Source organism: Alicycliphilus denitrificans (assembly GCF_044792555.1).
GTDB classification, from domain to species: Bacteria; Pseudomonadota; Gammaproteobacteria; order Burkholderiales; family Burkholderiaceae_C; genus Alicycliphilus; species Alicycliphilus denitrificans_A.
Window position 1 is genome coordinate 2,889,938 of the sequence record NZ_CP126238.1, and the last position, 15,285, is coordinate 2,905,222.

A 15,285-nucleotide genomic window follows, 5' to 3' on the forward strand; every position below is an offset into this window, starting at 1 on the left:
TCAGTGAATCAGCGCGTGGTATCAGCCACGTTGAATTCGCGGCCCGCAAATGGCCCTGTCATCTGCTCGCGGATGTCCATAGCATCAGCGTCATGCAATGCTTTCTCAGCCGCCATCACCGTGTACGTCTTGCCGTGGACCCATGCGTATGCACAGTCGCGCAGGGCCGCGGAAGACTCTTGATCGCGCATAAAGGCCTTGCGACGGAACAGCTCGGCGGTACCCTCATCCAGCCACGTCTTGAGGGGGGTATCCAGCTTTCCCAGGGGGCCGGATGGACGCCCGCGGGCGTACATGATGCGATCCCCCGTTTGATCTGCAGCCTTCGAAACGGCCAGTCTCCGCTGAACATGGTCCAGCACCCGCTCCAGTTCAGCAACATCCAAGTCCTCAAAGAGTTCGTGCGCTTGCTCGGCTATGTTTTTTTCGTGTGTGGAGAGTTCCTTGGCAGGCGGTTCGCTCATGCGATGCTCCTCATGTTTTTTTCAAAACCAATGAACGAAATCGTTGTACAGCCATGTTGTTCGAGGGGCGTATCAGGACTTGGGTTGACGCTTAATCGGCCACTTCCCTGCAGCCTTCAACTCGGCTGCAGCCCGGCGCGCCGCTTCGATGGTTTCCCCTGCTTCGGCATACAGGTGCTTGAGTGCTTCAGCCGCAAGCGCCTTGCTTTGAGCCTCAAGCTCCTGCTGGGATCTCGTCTTTTGCGCCTCCAACAGTTTGCTCAGCCGCTCGATCTCCAGCTTCAGGCCCGTCGCTTCAAAGCCATGCTCAAAGGCTACCTGCTCTATCGCGCTATCGGTCTCAAAGGACTGCTGCAAGCGAGCCGTGATCTCGGCATTCATAGATCGCCCGTTGGCTCTTGCTGCTTCTTCGATCTTCTCCTTCAACTCGGGAAGCATCCGCAAACCAAATGGGGCAATGCTGCCTGTAGGAGCGGTGGTGGTTTTAGGGGGGCGAGCCATAACTACGCAGTGTAGTAAAAAAACTCTTGCAATCAATAACTACACCGCGTAATAATTACGCCGCGTAGTCATAAGGAGTAAAAATGCAAGGAAACGGAAAGTTGGCGCCGTCCCCGATCCGGTTGCCGCAAGACTTGAAAGATTGGCTCAAGCATCGAGCGATTGACAACCGACGTTCATTCAACAGTGAGGTAGTTGCCCGCTTGGAGGAGTCTCGGAGCCGCGAAGAGGCTCCCTACGTCGAAGCCCCGCCGCCCGACTGGCGCCTCTGATTCCAGACAAGACGACAGCATGACCACTGCGACAGCACCACCAGAAAAGCAAAAGGCCAGCAGCGCCAACTGCCAGCCTTTGCCCGAAATCCGCACGGCGCCAACCGCGCGATCTCTTAGCCCGAACCCCTTTAGCCAAGGAAACGAACCATGACGAACTGTACCGTAGCTGCGCCGGTGCGCGCAACCAAGGCCCCTGCACGCAAGAAGGCCGTCCCTGCCCTGCCCCCCACTAAACCGTTCCAGAGCGAGGGCGATGTGCTGGCCCTGCAGGTTGCCGAGATGCTGCAGACCTTAGTGATGGATGTTGTGTATGACCACAACAATGGCCACCGAGGCCTACAGAACTCCCATCTCAACGAGGTTGATCACCTCCTTGGCCGCCTTCTTGCGCCGGACTACCACGAGCGAAACGGCGACGATCCAGCAGAGGGGGACATCCTTGGCCACCTAGCTGAGATCAGGTGTGAACTGGAATTTGCGCTTGACCTCCTCGACGAGCGCGAGATGCCTGGCATCACCGTGCCAGTTCAAGTAATTCTTGTGAACACCACACGCCACGCATCTGATCTGGCCAACCGGCTCTTCCTGGCCTACAGGGGCCTGCCAGGCACCATTGAACACCTGCGCGCGCTGACCACCTATCGGGGCGCCAAGCCTTTCCGCGGCCAGCCGAATCCGCCGATCCAACGCTCGAGCCACGAGCAAGAGCCTGCACGGAAATTACGTGCCTTCGAGCTCCGCGACATGGCCATTGATGCAGAAAAGCTCGGCATGCTGATCGAATGGACGGTGACCGCGCACGGGATCCTCGACAGCATTGAGTTCTGTGCGCAGAGATCCCCGGCTCTTGAGAAAGCGCTGATCGAAAACGATATTCGGTTCCGCTGCGTCAATTGGCTGGATTGCAAGATGGACGAGAACATCGTCTATGTGCTCAACCAGCAGAACCGCATCATCCAACAGATGGCTGGAGGTGCAGCATGAGTGCCGTCGCCACCCCCGCCCAGCCGAGAGCGAAAAAAGCGGCGCCTGCAACAGTAGAGTTTGTTGCCGTCATTCCTGCAGCGGTACCCGGCCGGGACACTTTCGCGTCACATGCCTTCTACCGCGCCAGCGAAGCCGAAGCGGTTCTGCGCACAGCCGCCGAGGATGGAGACGACAGCGCCAGCAGCAACGCGCTGTGGGGCGTGATGACCCTGGTCGGCCAGGCACTCACCGAGCTGGAGATGTTCCACATAACTCCAACCTACGATCAGTGCTTCAATGTCCGATGCCTGATGGACCAAGCCATCGGCATCCTGGTTTTCTTTGACGACGACCTCGTTGTGGATGCTGGCGGCACTCTGCTCGTGATGGCCAGAGACATGCTGGTCAAGGGCATGGAGGGCTTGAGCCATGGCTGACCACTTGCTCACCGCGAAGCCCGGAAGCCTGGTCGCGCGCATGCTCCAGGATGAGGCCCAAAAGCGCGCCCAGAGCGCCCACGCCGTGCTGGCCGAGGCTCCCCAGATGCTTGACCTGTCGGCCTGGTACGAGCAGCACATCGCCCTGCTTCACCAGTTCCTGCACCGCGCCCTCGGTGCCATTGCGAACACCCCTGCCAAGCGCAACACCAAGCTGGTGCAATGCCTCGGAGAAGCTCACTCGGAGCTCAAGCGGCATGCTGCCCTCGTGGCAGGAGACGCCATTCCCACGGTGCTGTCGCGCGATGGCCAGTACCCGATCCCCTACGAGAAGCTGGCCGAGGCCCGGGCGAAGGTGCGGGTACTGACCGCAGAGCTCACCCAGGCCCGCGAGGAGATCGCCGCCCTGAAGCTCGAAGGATGGCATCCCGAGTTCGACGCCATGAGCCCGCAGCAGGAAGAACTCGTCGTCCAGTTCTGCCAGGAGATTGCCGGCGCGCGCGGTAAGCCAGGCAGCCCACCTGACCCTGTGCGCCTGCTGGAGATGGCCGAGGCGTTGTACGAGGCCGAGCGCGACACGTTTTGTAGTGCCCCAGGCAAGCACATGCAGCAGCCCGCCGATGTGCTGGAGCTGCAGGAGCAACACAAAAGTGCAGGAGGCGCAGGAGCATGAGCACGGCAGATAACACGCAGCCCTTCGTGCAGTCGGCACGCTTCGTCACGATCAAGCTGTGCGCGACCATGACAGGTCTGTCGCCTGCTGCAATCGAGAAGCGCATCGAGCGCGGTCACTGGCTTGAAAACAAGGAATGGCGCCGCGGGCGCGATGGTCGCATTTGGATCGACACCAAGGGGATCGAGGCATGGGTGCTTCAGGCAACGGAGTAGAGATCCGGGAAAAGAGCATCCGCCTGTTCTTCGTCCACGAGGGCCAGCGGTGCCGCGAAACCCTGACGGTGGCCGGCAAGCCCGCCGCGCCCACGGCAGCGAACGTCAAATACGCCCATCGGGTAGCCGCCGAGATCCGGGACAAGCTCAGGCTCGGCACGTTCAAACTGGAGGACTACTTCCCCGACAGCCCGCGCGCCAAAGCAGGCCAGACGGCGAACACGTCGAGCACTTTCGGGGCCATGTGCACGATGTGGCTGCAGACGAAGGGCCGCTTGGCCAAGAACACCCTGGAGCAGTACACCAACGCCCTGAACGTGTGGAAGACGCTGCTGGGCGACGAAACGCCCATGGTGAAGATCACGCATGGAACCGTGGCCGCGAAGGTGGGCAGCTACCCGTGGAAGTCGGCGAAGCTCCTGAACAACTACCTGATCCCGCTGCGAGGTGTATTCGCGCTGGCCGGGCGTGAGATGAAGATCGACAACCCCATGGAGGGCATCGAGAACAGCAAGCACCAGGCCCAGCCACCCGACCCTCTGAGCCCACAGGAGATGGAACAGGTGCTGGAGCACCTGCACCAGCACTGCGATATCCGCGCCTGGGCTTACTTCGAGTTCGCCTTCACGACAGGCATGCGCCCGGAGGAGTTGATCGAGCTGCGCTGGGGCGACGTGGACTGGACGGCCGGCACGATCCGCGTGCAGCGCGCGCGCACCGCCGGCGAGGTGAAACCCCTCAAGACCTACAACGCCCGGGACGTGGACCTGGTGGCGCGCGCCGTAGCAGCTATCGAAGCGATGAAGCCGTGGACGATGGTGGGCAGCAGCGACAAGACGGACCAGGAGTTGGGGCGCCGCATCTTCGAGAACCCGGTGACAGGCCGGCCCTGGCACGACGAACGCAGCCAGCGGGATACCTTCTGGCGCCCTGCCCTGCGCACCTGTGGCATCCGCTGGCGCCGGGCCTACCAGACGCGCCACACCTATGCGACGAATGCGCTAGCCGCGGGCGTCAACCCGACCTACATCGCCCGCCAGATGGGCCACAAGAACGCCAAGATGCTCTTCACCGTCTACGCCAAGTGGATCGACGGGGCGGATCGCGGGCGAGAAAAGGCAAAGCTGGAAGCGGCGCTCAGAAACGAAAAAACCGCCCAACGCGGGGCGGCTTGATCAGTACGGGGTTCAAAAAAGTACCCCGGAAGTTCCCTGAAAGCCTGAAGTCTGGTGTTCTTCAGAGGGGAAACTTGGTAGGCGCGATTGGACTCGAACCAACGACCCCCACCATGTCAAGGTGGTGCTCTAACCAGCTGAGCTACGCGCCTGTGTTTGTTCGAGAAAGCGAAAGTATAGCAGCAAAAAACTGCTCCAGAAAAATTGCTTCACCGCCGGCGCGCCGATCGCACCCCCTGCACGCTGGCGACTATGCCCAGAACCTTGCTCAGCCGCCCGGCATCGGAAACTTCCACGGTGAAGGTCATCCAGGCCGTGCCTTTCACGGATTGGGTCTGCACGCCGATGACATTGGTCTTCTCGCGCGCAAACACCTCGGAGATGTCGCGCAGCAGGCCCTGGCGGTCCGAGGCCTCCACCGCCACGTCCACCGGATAGACGGCCGCTCCCGGGGTCTGGCGCTGCGGCTTGCCCCACTGCACCTCGATCACACGCTCGGCATTGCGCACCGCCATTTCGCGAAAGTTGCGGCAATCCGCGCGATGCACGCTCACCCCCTTGCCACGCGTGACGAAGCCGCGAATGTCGTCGGGCGGCGCGGGCTTGCAGCATTTGGCCAGCTGCGTCATGAGCGAATCCACGCCGACCACCAGCACCCCGCCCTTGTGCGCGCCGTCGCTTGCGCGCGCCTTCCTCACCAGCAAGTCGGGCGCAGGCGCCACAGGCTCCGGCGGGCGCAGCAGGGATTCTATGGAGCGCAGCGACAGCTCGTCTTTGCCCACCATCTCGAACAGCGCCTCGGCCGATTTGAAGCCCAGCTGCGCGGCCAGATCGTCGTGCTTGAGCGCGGTCTTGCCCTCACGCTGCAGCAGTTTCTCGACCAGCTCGCGCCCGCGCGCGACCGTCGCGTGGGTGGCCTGGGCATTGAACCAGGCGCGCACCTTGGCCTTGGCGCGGTGGCTGACGAGGTAGCCAAGCTCTGGATTGAGCCAGTCGCGCGAGGGGCGGCCCTCTTTCACGGTGGAGATTTCCACCGTCTGGCCATTCTGCAGCGGCGTGTTCAACGGCACCATGGCGCCATCGACACGCGCGCCGCGGCAGCGATGGCCGACGCTGGTGTGGACGGCATAGGCGAAGTCGACGGGCGTTGCGCCCTGGGGCAGCTCGACCACCGAGGCTTCCGGCGTTAGCACGTAGATGCGATCCTCGAACAGGCTGCTGCGGCTGGCCGAGCCAACCAGGTCGCGCTCCCAGGCCAGCAGCTGGCGCAGCACGGCGATCTTGGCGTCGTATTCGCTGGCGGCCGACACACCGGCATAGCCCTTGGTGCCGGCCTCCTTGTAGGCCCAGTGCGCGGCCACGCCATGCTCGGCATGGTCGTGCATGGCCTGGGTGCGGATCTGGATCTCGATGGCCCTGCCCGCCTCGTCGCGCACCACGGTGTGCAGCGACTGGTAGCCATTGGGTTTGGGGCGGGCGATGTAGTCGTCGAACTCGGCCTCGATGGAGGCGAACTGGCTGTGCACCCAGCTGAGCGCGGCATAGCAGTCCTTGACGCTGGGCACGATCACGCGCAGCGCGCGGATGTCGAACACCTGGTCGAAGTCGAGCGACTTGCCACGCATTTTCTTGACGATGCTGTAGATGTGCTTGGGCCGCCCCGTCACGCTGGCGCTGATGCTGTGCGCGCGCAGCTCGGACTCCAGCCGGGCGCGCAGCTGCTCCATGTACAGCTCGCGCTCCACGCGCTTTTCGTCGAGCAGACGCGCCACTTCCTTGTAGGTGTCGGGCTCCAGGAAGCGAAAGGCCAGGTCCTCCAGCTCCCACTTCATCTGCCAGATGCCCAGGCGGTTGGCCAGCGGGGCGAACACCTGCTGGGCCTCGCGCGCAATGGCCGGCGATACCGGGCGTTTGGTGGCCGCGTAGTAGCGCAGCGTCTGCAGGCGCGATGCCAGGCGCAGCATGACCACGCGCAGGTCGCGCGAGAAGGCCAGCAGCATCTTGCGCACGTTCTCGTTCTGCGTGGCCGCGTCGTCCACCTGCAGGCCCGCCACCTGGGCCTCGCGCGCCTGGGTCTGCACTTGCATGAGCTTGGTGGTCTCCACGGCCAGGGCAGCGAAGTTGCTGCCGAAGGCCTTGGCGATCACCTCCTCGGGTTTGTTCAGGTGGGCGCAGGTGTAGACCAGATAGGCGGCCGCCTGCATGGTCTCCGAGCCCCCCAGCTGCTTGAGGATGGCGGCCACGGCGTCCGCATGGGCCAGCGTGTTTTCTCCGGTCTCCAGCGCCTCGCCGACGAGCAGGGGTTCGGCAAAGGCGCGCGCACGCACCAGGGCATCGGCATGGCCGGGCTCGGTCTGTGCCGTGGCGGTAATCAGCTGCGGCACGGCGTCGGGCCGAGCCCCGGTGCCTACCCCCAGCATCATGGGTGCCTGCTGACCAACGGGACTGCTCCTCATGCTGCCTGCTCCTGCGGCCCCTCGATCAGGAAGCCGGCCACGACCTCGACCTGCTCGTCGCAGACCAAGGTGGGCGCATGTCCGACACCGGCAAACTCCACCAGGCGCGCGCGCGGGCCGCGCTCCATCATCTCCTGCGCCGTCTGCGGCGACAGCAGATCCGACTGCGCGCCGCGCAGCAGCAGCACCCGCGCCGTGATCTGGTCGTACAACTGCCACAGCTGTTGCTCGCCCGCGCTTGCGGTCTCCTGCGTCAGGGCGTTGAAGGCCTTGGCGATCGCCAGGTCGTAGTGCAGCCTCAGTCCCCCTTGCGGGGCGGGGCGCACCATGGCCCGGGACAGATCCAGCCACTGCGCCGGCGTGTGCGGCCCGAAGGTGCTGGACGTCGCCCACAACGCATCGGCGGCCTGCTGCAGCGAGTCGAAGTGCGCAGGCTGGCCCAGGTACTGGCCGATGCGCTGCACTGCCGACCATTCAATGCGCGGCCCCACGTCGTTGAGCACCAGGCGCCGCACGGGCACGGGCAGCGGCAGGTCGGGCAGGCCGCAGACCCCGATGCCGATGAGCCCGCCCATGCTGGTGCCCACCCAATCCAGCGTCACCAGGGGCGCCTGCCGATGCAGTTGCTGCAGCAGGGCCAGCATGTCGGCCGCGTACACCGGCACCTGGTAGGCCATGGGGTCGGCCAGCCAGTCGCTCTCGCCCCGGCCCGCCACGTCGGGGCAGACCACGCGTGCATGACGGCTCAGGCGGCGCGCCAGATGGTCGAAGTCGCGCCCCTGGCGCGACAGGCCGTGCACACACACGATGACATGCGGATGGGCCGGGTTGCCCGTGTCATTCCACTCCCAGTAGGCCATGCGGTGGCCTTGCTCGGCGGTGCCACCTGCGGCCGCGGGGCCAGGGCACGGTACGTATTTCAGCGTAGGTTGAATCATGGGAACAGTACCGTCATGCGGCACTCGATAATGCCTCGACTGCATCGTAATTCATTCGGAGAGACTCTCATGCTGAACGGCAAAACCGCCCTCGTCACCGGCTCCACCAGCGGCATCGGCCTAGGAATAGCCAAGGCCCTGGCGCGCCAGGGGGCGAACATCGTGCTCAATGGCTTTGGCGATGTGGACGGCCCGCGCGCCGAGGTGCTGGCCGCCGGCCAGGCGCATGGCATGCGCGTGGACTACCACGGTGCGGACATGAGCCGCGCGGCCGAGATCGAGGACATGCTCAAGTACAGCGCGCGCCAGTTCGGCCGCGTGGACATCCTGGTGAACAACGCCGGCATCCAGCATGTGGCCAGTGTGCAGGATTTCCCCGTGGAGAAGTGGGACGCGATCATCGCCATCAACCTCAGCAGCGCCTTCCACACCACGCGCCTGGCGCTGCCGGGCATGCTGGCGGCCAACTGGGGGCGCATCATCAACGTGGCCTCGGTGCACGGCCTGGTGGCCTCGGCGCAGAAATCGGCCTATGTGGCGGCCAAGCACGGCATCGTCGGGCTGACCAAGGTGACGGCGCTGGAGAACGCCACCACGGGCGTGACCTGCAACGCCATCTGCCCCGGCTGGGTGCTCACCCCGCTGGTGCAAAAGCAGGTGGACGCCAAGGCCGCCGCCTTGGGGGTCTCGAACGAGGAAGCCAAGAAGCTGCTGCTGGGCGAGAAGGAGCCCTCCATGCAGTTCACCACGCCCGAGGAGCTGGGCGAGCTGGCGGTGTTCTTCTGCTCGCCAGCCGCCAACAACGTGCGCGGCGTGGCCTGGAACATGGATGGCGGCTGGGCCGCGCAGTAAGGCTTACGCTACAATAAACGTAGCTTATAGCGCCTATCCACAGGGCGCTACAAGCCAAAAACGCTTGAATCAACGCAACTGCACCGAGCCCGAGATGGTCACCACCACCTGGGCCTTTCCGGCCTCGACCGGCAGCGGCGCATCGGCGGCCATGGATGCGCTCTTGGCCTCCATGGCCAGCATGCGCGGTCGCGGGCCGGGTGCCGTCTCGTTGCTGTGCATGGCCACCTCGCGCAAGGCGTAGCCGGCAAAGCCGAAGCCGCGAGCCAGCTCGGTGGCGCGCGCCTTGAAGGCCTCGATGGCCTTGCCCTGGGCCTCGCTCTCGACCTTGGCGCGCGCCTCGCTCGACAGGTCGAACGCGACCTGGCTGATGGACATGCCCTGAATCTTGCCCGCCGTGCCGGTGATGCGCGCAAAGTCGCGCCCCTGCAGCACCAGCTCCGCACGCCCCTGCCAGCCGTTGATCTTGCCGTCCTTGCCATAGCGCGGGGACATCCCGAAGGCGCCGGTGCGCACATCCATCTGCAGCGGCTGGGCTGCGGCGCGCGCCTCGGCCAGGGCCGCCTCCAGCACCTGCTTGAGCTGGGCCTGTACCGCCGCCGCCTCCGGCGCCTCCCTGGTGGCGCTCAATGTCAACACCAGCAGATCCTGCTGCACCTGTACCGCGCCAGAGGCCGACAATTGCAGCACATCCTGCGGCGGCACGGCCAGGCAAGTTTGGGAAAAAGCGGTTGAAACGCCCATCAATAAAGCGCAAGATGCTATTTTTTTAAGTGCAAGTTTCATATCCATCCTTTTCATGGCACCAGGGCGCGATACCCGCATGCGGAAATGCACAGCGTTGGAGTGCCAGCCTATTGCCGAATGCTGGGGAATGCCGTTGCTAGGCCGGGCAAAACCTGTAACAGTTGGTCAGACCCCGGGAGAAAACGCGGATTTTCGCCGGCAAGCTGGTCAGAATCGGCACTGTTACAAATTGGACTCGGGAAAGAAGTCATGGCTCCAACACCCAACCGCACCGACAAGATCCTCGTGGTGGACGACGATGCGCGCATCCGCGACCTGCTGCGCCGCTATCTCACGCAGGAAGGCTTCGAGGTCATGGTGGCGGAAGACGGCAAGGCGCTCAACCGCATTTTGCTGCGCGAAACCGTGGACCTGATCGTGCTCGACCTGATGATGCCCGGCGAGGACGGCCTGTCCATCTGCCGGCGCCTGCGCGCCGCCAGCGACCGCACGCCCATCATCATGCTCACCGCCAAGGGCGAGGACGTGGACCGCATCGTGGGCCTGGAGGTGGGCGCCGACGACTACCTGGGCAAGCCCTTCAACCCGCGCGAGCTGCTGGCGCGCATCCACGCCGTGCTGCGCCGCCGCCCGCCGCAGGAGGCGCCGGGCGCCCCCTCGGGCGACAACGAGGTCGTGACCTTCGGCCCCTTCACCTTCGACATGGGCACGCGCGCCCTGCAAAAAAATGGCGAGGAACTGCCGCTGACCACGGGCGAATTCGCCATGCTCAAGGCCCTGGTGCGCCACCCGCGCCAGCCGCTGTCGCGCGAAAAGCTGGCCCTGCTGGCGCGCGGCAGAGAGTTCGAGCCGTTTGACCGCAGCCTGGACGTGCAGATCTCGCGCCTGCGCAAGCTCGTCGAGGTGGACGCCGCCGCGCCGCGCTACATCCAGACCGTCTGGGGCGTGGGCTATGTCTTCGTGCCGGACGGCACGAACTAAAGCCTCCAGTCCGCACCATTTTTGAGCCCTGGACGCGCTGCCCATGGGCAGCGCGTGCACCGTCTTCTTGCATGCCGCCACAGCCATGAGCGCCACCCACGATGCGCCCTCCGAAGCCACCAGCCCGGCGCCGCTGGAGGCACCCTCCAGACGCAGCCCCCAGCGCCCGCGCATGGGGCTGAATCTTTTCTGGCGCACCTTCTTTCTGCTGGCGCTGCTGCTGGTCGGCTGCATCCTCGCCTGGCTGCAGACGCTGCGCGCGCTGGAGCTGGAGCCGCGCACGCTGCAGTCGGCGCAGCAGATTGCCTCCATGGTCAACCTGAGCCGCGCGGCGTTGGTCCACTCCGATGCCATCGCCCGCGTGTCCCTGCTCAAGACCATGGTGGACCAGGAGGGCGTGCGCATACTGCCGCGCGAGCCAGGCGACAAATTCGAGCTGCTTGCGCCCTCCCCCCTGGGCACGCGCCTGAGCGCGGAACTCACGCGGCGCCTGGGCCCCGGCACCATCGTGGCCAGCAGCGTGAACGGCGAGAACGGCCTGTGGGTGGGCTTCACCATCAACGGCGACCCCAACTGGCTGCTCATGGATCGCTCGCGCCTGACCGCAGCCGGCGGCAAGACCTGGCTGATCTGGCTGATCATCGTGGGCACGCTGTCGCTGGCCGGTGCCGCCCTGATCGCACGCCTGATCAACCATCCGCTCAAGCAGCTCAGCGACGCCGCCAACCGCGTGCGCGACGGCGACTTTGCCGCCGGCCAGCTCGACGAGGAGGCGGTGACCAGCGAGATCCGCGAGGTCAACATCGGCTTCAACCGCATGGCGCAAAAGCTCGCCAAGCTGGAGCAGGACCGCGCCGTGATGCTGGCCGGCATCTCGCACGACCTGCGCACCCCCCTGGCGCGGCTGCGCCTGGAGACCGAGATGAGCGTCAGCGACGAGGTGGCGCGCGAGCACATGGTGGCCGACATCGTGCAGCTCGATGCCACCATCGACAAATTCCTCGACTATGCACGGCCCGATACCGTGACCCTGGCCCCCGTCAACCTGCACGGCGTGGTGTCCTCCTGCGTGTATGCGGTGCAGGATCACCGGGAGTTGCAGATCACCATGAGCGTGCCCGAAGACCTGATGGTGCTGGCCGACGAGGTGGAGCTGGCGCGCGTGATCTCCAACCTGCTGGAAAACGCGCGCCGCTATGCCAAGGACCGCGACACCGGCATCACCAAGGTGGACATCGCCGCCAAGGCGCGCGAGAAATGGGTGCTGGTCAAGCTGCGCGACCATGGTCCGGGCGCGCCGCCGGAGCAACTGGCCAATCTCACGAAGCCATTTTTCCGCGGCGACTCGGCGCGCACGGCAGCCGCCGGCGCGGGCCTGGGCCTGTCCATCGTGGACAAGACCGTGCAGCGCATGGGTGGCATCTTCGCGCTCGCCAACTCGGCCTCGGGCGGGCTCGTGGCCCATATCCAGCTGCAGCGCGCCACCGACCTGCCCGAGGGGCAGGACCCGCAGAACCGCCTGCAACGCCCGCAGGTCAAGCGCCACCTGCCGCCCCGGGACAGTGCGCGCCAGACACATCAAAAATAATAGCTTTTCGCTCTTGACAGCCGAGGGCTCAACGGCAGTTTGCACCGCCAACAGAAGGAACAGCGCAAACCTGCCGCGTGCTGTCCCAGCTCTGGCGCTCATCGGCGTGCCGGAGAAACGGATCGGATTGGCATCCATCGGTGTTTACTAGCGCTTAGCACTTGCGGGTCGTGCCTGGCTGCCCAGACCGTCCTGCGCGCCCTAGGATCCGGCGCGAAGAGGTTCGACGCCTCGGACCCTACCCGTTTCTGGAGACAAACCCATGACGATGCATCCCCCGCTGCCCCAGCCGGAAAAAGAGTACCTGCACCACCTTGCCCAAGGGGCCTTCAAGATCCAGCGCTCGCGCAGCACCGGTCAACATGTTTTCTACCCGCGCGTGGCAGCCCCCGTGACGGGCGAGACCGACCTGGAATGGGTGGAACCCAGTGGCCGTGGCGTGGTGTATGCCGTCACGGTGATCAACCAGCGCCCGCCCGCCCGGCCCTACAACGTGGTGCTGGTCGATCTGGCCGAGGGGCCACGGATGATGTCCCGCGTGGACGGCATGGCGCCCGAAGCCGTGCACATCGGCATGGCCGTGCAGGCCCGGGTGATCAATGAAGACGGCAAACCCCTCGTGGTCTTCGTGCCGGTAGCGCAATAAAAAAGCAGGAGGAAACCACATGACTTTGGACCGTTTTCCCCGCGGCAAGACCGCCATCGTGGCCGCCAGCACCCATGGCATGGGTGAGGCCCCTGGCTACAGCTCGATGGACCTGGCCACCGCCGCCAGCCTGAAGGCGCTGGCCCAGGTGGGGTTGAAGCCCGCCGATGTGGATGGCCTGTTCATCGGCCTGCCGGACGATTTCCTCTCGGGTCTGGGCTTTGCCGAGTACCTGGGCATCCAGCCTCGCGTCACCGACAACAACCGCACCGGCGGCTCGGCCTTCCTGACCCATGTGATGTGGGCCGCGCTGGCGATCGAGGCCGGGCAATGCGATGTGGCACTGATCGCCTATGGCAGCAACCAGCGCAGCGCCGCGGGCAAGCTGGTCTCGTCGATGAAGCAGGCGCCCTGGGACGCACCCTACAGGCTGACCCGTCCGGCGGGCGCGTACGCGCTGGCCACCTCGCGCTACATGCACGAATACGGGTTGCGACGCGAGCAGCTCGGCGAGGTCGCCCTGGCAGCACGCCAGTGGGCGCAGCGCAACCCGGACGCCTTCCTGCGCGACCCGCTCACCATGGACGAATACCTGGCCTCGCGCATGGTGGCCTCGCCCCTGAGCGTGCGCGACTGCTGCCTGGTGACCGACGGCGCGGCCGCCATCGTGATGGTCAGCGCCGCGCGCGCCAAGGACCTGGCAGCCCGGCCGGCCTACGTGCTGGGTGCGGCGGCGGCCACCGACCACCGCGACATCACCGCCATGCCGGACCTGACCCGCACCTGCGCCGTCGATTCGGGGGCCCGTGCCTTTGCCCAGGCGGGCCTGAAGCCCGCCGACGTGGACGTGGTGGAGCTATATGACGCATTCACCATCAACACCCTGCTGTTCCTGGAAGACCTGGGCTTTTGCAAGAAGGGCGAGGCCGGCGCCTTCGTGCAGGGCGGGCGCATCGCACCGGGCGGCGAGCTGGCGGTCAACACCAATGGCGGCGGCCTGTCCTGTGTGCACCCGGGCATGTATGGTCTGTTCACCCTGGTGGAGGCCACGCAGCAACTGATGGGCGTGGCGGGCGAGCGCCAGGTACCAGGTGCCAGGGTCGGTCTGGCCCATGGCAATGGAGTGGAGCTTTCGAGTCAGGCCACGGTGATCCTGGGCACGGCAGACACGCTGTAATCGCACTGATCTATGCGCCCCCCGGCCGGCCCTGTTCCCTGTCAGGGGCGGCCTGCTTTTCCCGGGCCTGCATGAAGTAATGCGCGTGGCGCTTGATCAGCGTGGTCAGCAACTCCGCCGCCGGTGACAGGGGATAGTCCGCACGGTAGAACATGCTGATGGTGTAGCTGGGCAGCTTTTCGCGCACCGGAATCTCCACCAGAAAGGGCTGCAGCCAGGGCGAATGGATGAACTCCCGGGGTAAGGCGCACACCATGTCGGAGGCCATCATCAGCGTCTGCACCACCGACAGCGACGAGGATTGCACACGGATGTTCGGCGGCGCCAAATCTGGATACTGGGCGAACAAGTCCCGGATGGCCGCCCCGGGCCCCTGAACCGCGGGGCTGCTCAGGATCCATTCGGCGTGTTGCAATTCCTGTAGCGAGGTCGCATCGGCGAGTGGGCTTCCACGGCGCACGGCCAGGATCAGGTTGTTCTCAAACAGCGCCTCCACCGCGAAGTCTGCGCCAATGCCCGCCGCAGGCAGGGGACCGATGGCGAACTCCATTTCACCGGATCGAATCAGCGGCATGTGATCGCGGTACAGGCCGCCCAGGATGTTCAGGTTCACCTGCGGCATGCGCTTGCGGAAGTCGGCGATCGCATCGGGCACCAGCGTGGTCGTAGGCGTGGCCGAGGTGCCAAAATACAGCATGCCCTGGCTGCTGTCACCCCGCATGTGGGCCAGCTCGTTGACCGACTTCTGCACCTCCGCCGTGATGGCCCTGGCGCGCACCAGGAAGGCCTTGCCGTAGTCCGACAGCTGCGCCCCCTTGGTCGTGCGCAGCAGCAGCGGCACATGCAGCTTGGCTTCCAGCCGGGCCATGCTTTGCGTCATCGCCGGGGCAGTGATCTGGCGCACGCGCGCGGCAGCACGGATGCTGCCGCTGTCGGCCACGGCCAGAAAGTCCTGAATCTCGCTGAGGGTCATGCCGGCTTCCATGGTCGAACCGTGTCTCCTGGTGTCTGGGTTGTTATGGCTGCCCGCCGTGCCTGCGTTGCACGGAAAGCAAACTGCAGTGCGTTAAGGCGGGCTTAGCACTCTGCATTATCCCGAAGCTGCCCAAAGCCTCCCCGCCTCCCTACGATGCAGCGCACCCTCAGGAGACAAGCCGGCCACGGGGGGAGACCGGCACACAAAACGGCACACCA

At 65.1% G+C, this 15,285-nt stretch carries 17 protein-coding genes and 1 tRNA gene; 11 read left to right on the forward strand and 7 right to left on the reverse strand.

All coding sequences use genetic code 11. The features are described 5' to 3' along the window. Positions 1 to 8: 8 nt before the first annotated feature. Both P7644_RS13725 and P7644_RS13730 read right to left on the reverse strand, forming a co-directional pair. Positions 9 to 464 (reverse strand): hypothetical protein, encoded by a 456-nt coding sequence (locus P7644_RS13725; RefSeq protein WP_404299820.1) that lies wholly within the window; start codon positions 462 to 464, stop codon positions 9 to 11. Positions 465 to 536: 72 nt separating this feature from the next. Further along, positions 537 to 965 (reverse strand): Arc family DNA-binding protein, encoded by a 429-nt coding sequence (locus P7644_RS13730; RefSeq protein ID WP_404299821.1) that lies wholly within the window; start codon positions 963 to 965, stop codon positions 537 to 539. 83 nt (positions 966 to 1,048) lie between these two features. On the opposite strand from P7644_RS13730, the gene P7644_RS13735 reads away from it, so the two are divergent. The 6 genes from P7644_RS13735 (at position 1,049) to P7644_RS13760 (ending at position 4,706) form a co-directional block, all read left to right on the forward strand. Further along, positions 1,049 to 1,237 carry an Arc family DNA-binding protein gene (locus P7644_RS13735; RefSeq protein ID WP_404299822.1) on the forward strand — a complete coding sequence of 63 codons (189 nt, stop codon included), beginning with the start codon at positions 1,049 to 1,051 and terminating at the stop codon, positions 1,235 to 1,237. 150 nt (positions 1,238 to 1,387) lie between these two features. Then, on the forward strand, positions 1,388 to 2,224 hold the full coding sequence (locus tag P7644_RS13740) for a hypothetical protein (RefSeq protein ID WP_404299823.1): 837 nt from the start codon (positions 1,388 to 1,390) through the stop codon (positions 2,222 to 2,224). Continuing rightward, positions 2,221 to 2,643: a hypothetical protein gene (locus P7644_RS13745; protein ID WP_404299824.1), complete on the forward strand. Its 423-nt coding sequence runs from the start codon at positions 2,221 to 2,223 to the stop codon at positions 2,641 to 2,643. Before P7644_RS13740 ends, P7644_RS13745 begins: the two co-directional genes overlap by 4 nt. Next, complete coding sequence (locus P7644_RS13750) at positions 2,636 to 3,316, forward strand: hypothetical protein (protein WP_404299825.1); 681 nt, start codon at positions 2,636 to 2,638, stop codon at positions 3,314 to 3,316. Before P7644_RS13745 ends, P7644_RS13750 begins: the two co-directional genes overlap by 8 nt. After that, on the forward strand, positions 3,313 to 3,531 hold the full coding sequence (locus P7644_RS13755) for an excisionase (protein ID WP_404299826.1): 219 nt from the start codon (positions 3,313 to 3,315) through the stop codon (positions 3,529 to 3,531). Before P7644_RS13750 ends, P7644_RS13755 begins: the two co-directional genes overlap by 4 nt. After that, complete coding sequence (locus tag P7644_RS13760) at positions 3,507 to 4,706, forward strand: Arm DNA-binding domain-containing protein (protein ID WP_404299827.1); 1,200 nt, start codon at positions 3,507 to 3,509, stop codon at positions 4,704 to 4,706. Before P7644_RS13755 ends, P7644_RS13760 begins: the two co-directional genes overlap by 25 nt. Before the next feature lie 75 nt (positions 4,707 to 4,781). Here P7644_RS13760 and P7644_RS13765 read toward each other — a convergent pair. From P7644_RS13765 to P7644_RS13775, 3 genes are all read right to left on the reverse strand, one after another. Further along, a tRNA-Val gene (locus tag P7644_RS13765) sits at positions 4,782 to 4,858 on the reverse strand. A gap of 57 nt (positions 4,859 to 4,915) precedes the next feature. Then, entirely contained in the window at positions 4,916 to 7,129 is a 2,214-nt protein-coding gene (locus P7644_RS13770; RefSeq protein ID WP_404303207.1) for a RelA/SpoT family protein, read from the reverse strand. A gap of 29 nt (positions 7,130 to 7,158) precedes the next feature. Continuing rightward, complete coding sequence (locus tag P7644_RS13775) at positions 7,159 to 8,100, reverse strand: alpha/beta fold hydrolase (protein ID WP_404299828.1); 942 nt, start codon at positions 8,098 to 8,100, stop codon at positions 7,159 to 7,161. 69 nt (positions 8,101 to 8,169) lie between these two features. Between P7644_RS13775 and P7644_RS13780 the strand changes: the two genes are divergently transcribed. Further along, complete coding sequence (locus P7644_RS13780) at positions 8,170 to 8,952, forward strand: 3-hydroxybutyrate dehydrogenase (RefSeq protein ID WP_404299829.1); 783 nt, start codon at positions 8,170 to 8,172, stop codon at positions 8,950 to 8,952. A gap of 69 nt (positions 8,953 to 9,021) precedes the next feature. Here the strand turns inward: P7644_RS13780 and P7644_RS13785 are convergent, their stop codons facing one another. After that, complete coding sequence (locus P7644_RS13785) at positions 9,022 to 9,696, reverse strand: SIMPL domain-containing protein (RefSeq protein WP_404299830.1); 675 nt, start codon at positions 9,694 to 9,696, stop codon at positions 9,022 to 9,024. Between the two features lie 252 nt (positions 9,697 to 9,948). Here P7644_RS13785 and ompR point away from each other — a divergent pair, with 252 nt between their 5' ends. From ompR to P7644_RS13805, 4 genes are all read left to right on the forward strand, one after another. Beyond that, positions 9,949 to 10,680: a two-component system response regulator OmpR gene (gene ompR, locus P7644_RS13790; RefSeq protein ID WP_404299831.1), complete on the forward strand. Its 732-nt coding sequence runs from the start codon at positions 9,949 to 9,951 to the stop codon at positions 10,678 to 10,680. An 85-nt stretch (positions 10,681 to 10,765) separates the two neighbouring features. After that, entirely contained in the window at positions 10,766 to 12,268 is a 1,503-nt protein-coding gene (locus P7644_RS13795; protein ID WP_404299832.1) for an ATP-binding protein, read from the forward strand. Between the two features lie 262 nt (positions 12,269 to 12,530). Next, positions 12,531 to 12,914: a Zn-ribbon domain-containing OB-fold protein gene (locus P7644_RS13800; protein ID WP_404299833.1), complete on the forward strand. Its 384-nt coding sequence runs from the start codon at positions 12,531 to 12,533 to the stop codon at positions 12,912 to 12,914. Positions 12,915 to 12,933: 19 nt separating this feature from the next. Continuing rightward, positions 12,934 to 14,091 carry a thiolase gene (locus tag P7644_RS13805; RefSeq protein WP_404299834.1) on the forward strand — a complete coding sequence of 386 codons (1,158 nt, stop codon included), beginning with the start codon at positions 12,934 to 12,936 and terminating at the stop codon, positions 14,089 to 14,091. A 10-nt stretch (positions 14,092 to 14,101) separates the two neighbouring features. Here P7644_RS13805 and P7644_RS13810 read toward each other — a convergent pair whose 3' ends face one another. Continuing rightward, positions 14,102 to 15,064: a LysR substrate-binding domain-containing protein gene (locus P7644_RS13810; RefSeq protein WP_404299835.1), complete on the reverse strand. Its 963-nt coding sequence runs from the start codon at positions 15,062 to 15,064 to the stop codon at positions 14,102 to 14,104. Positions 15,065 to 15,285: the final 221 nt, after the last annotated feature.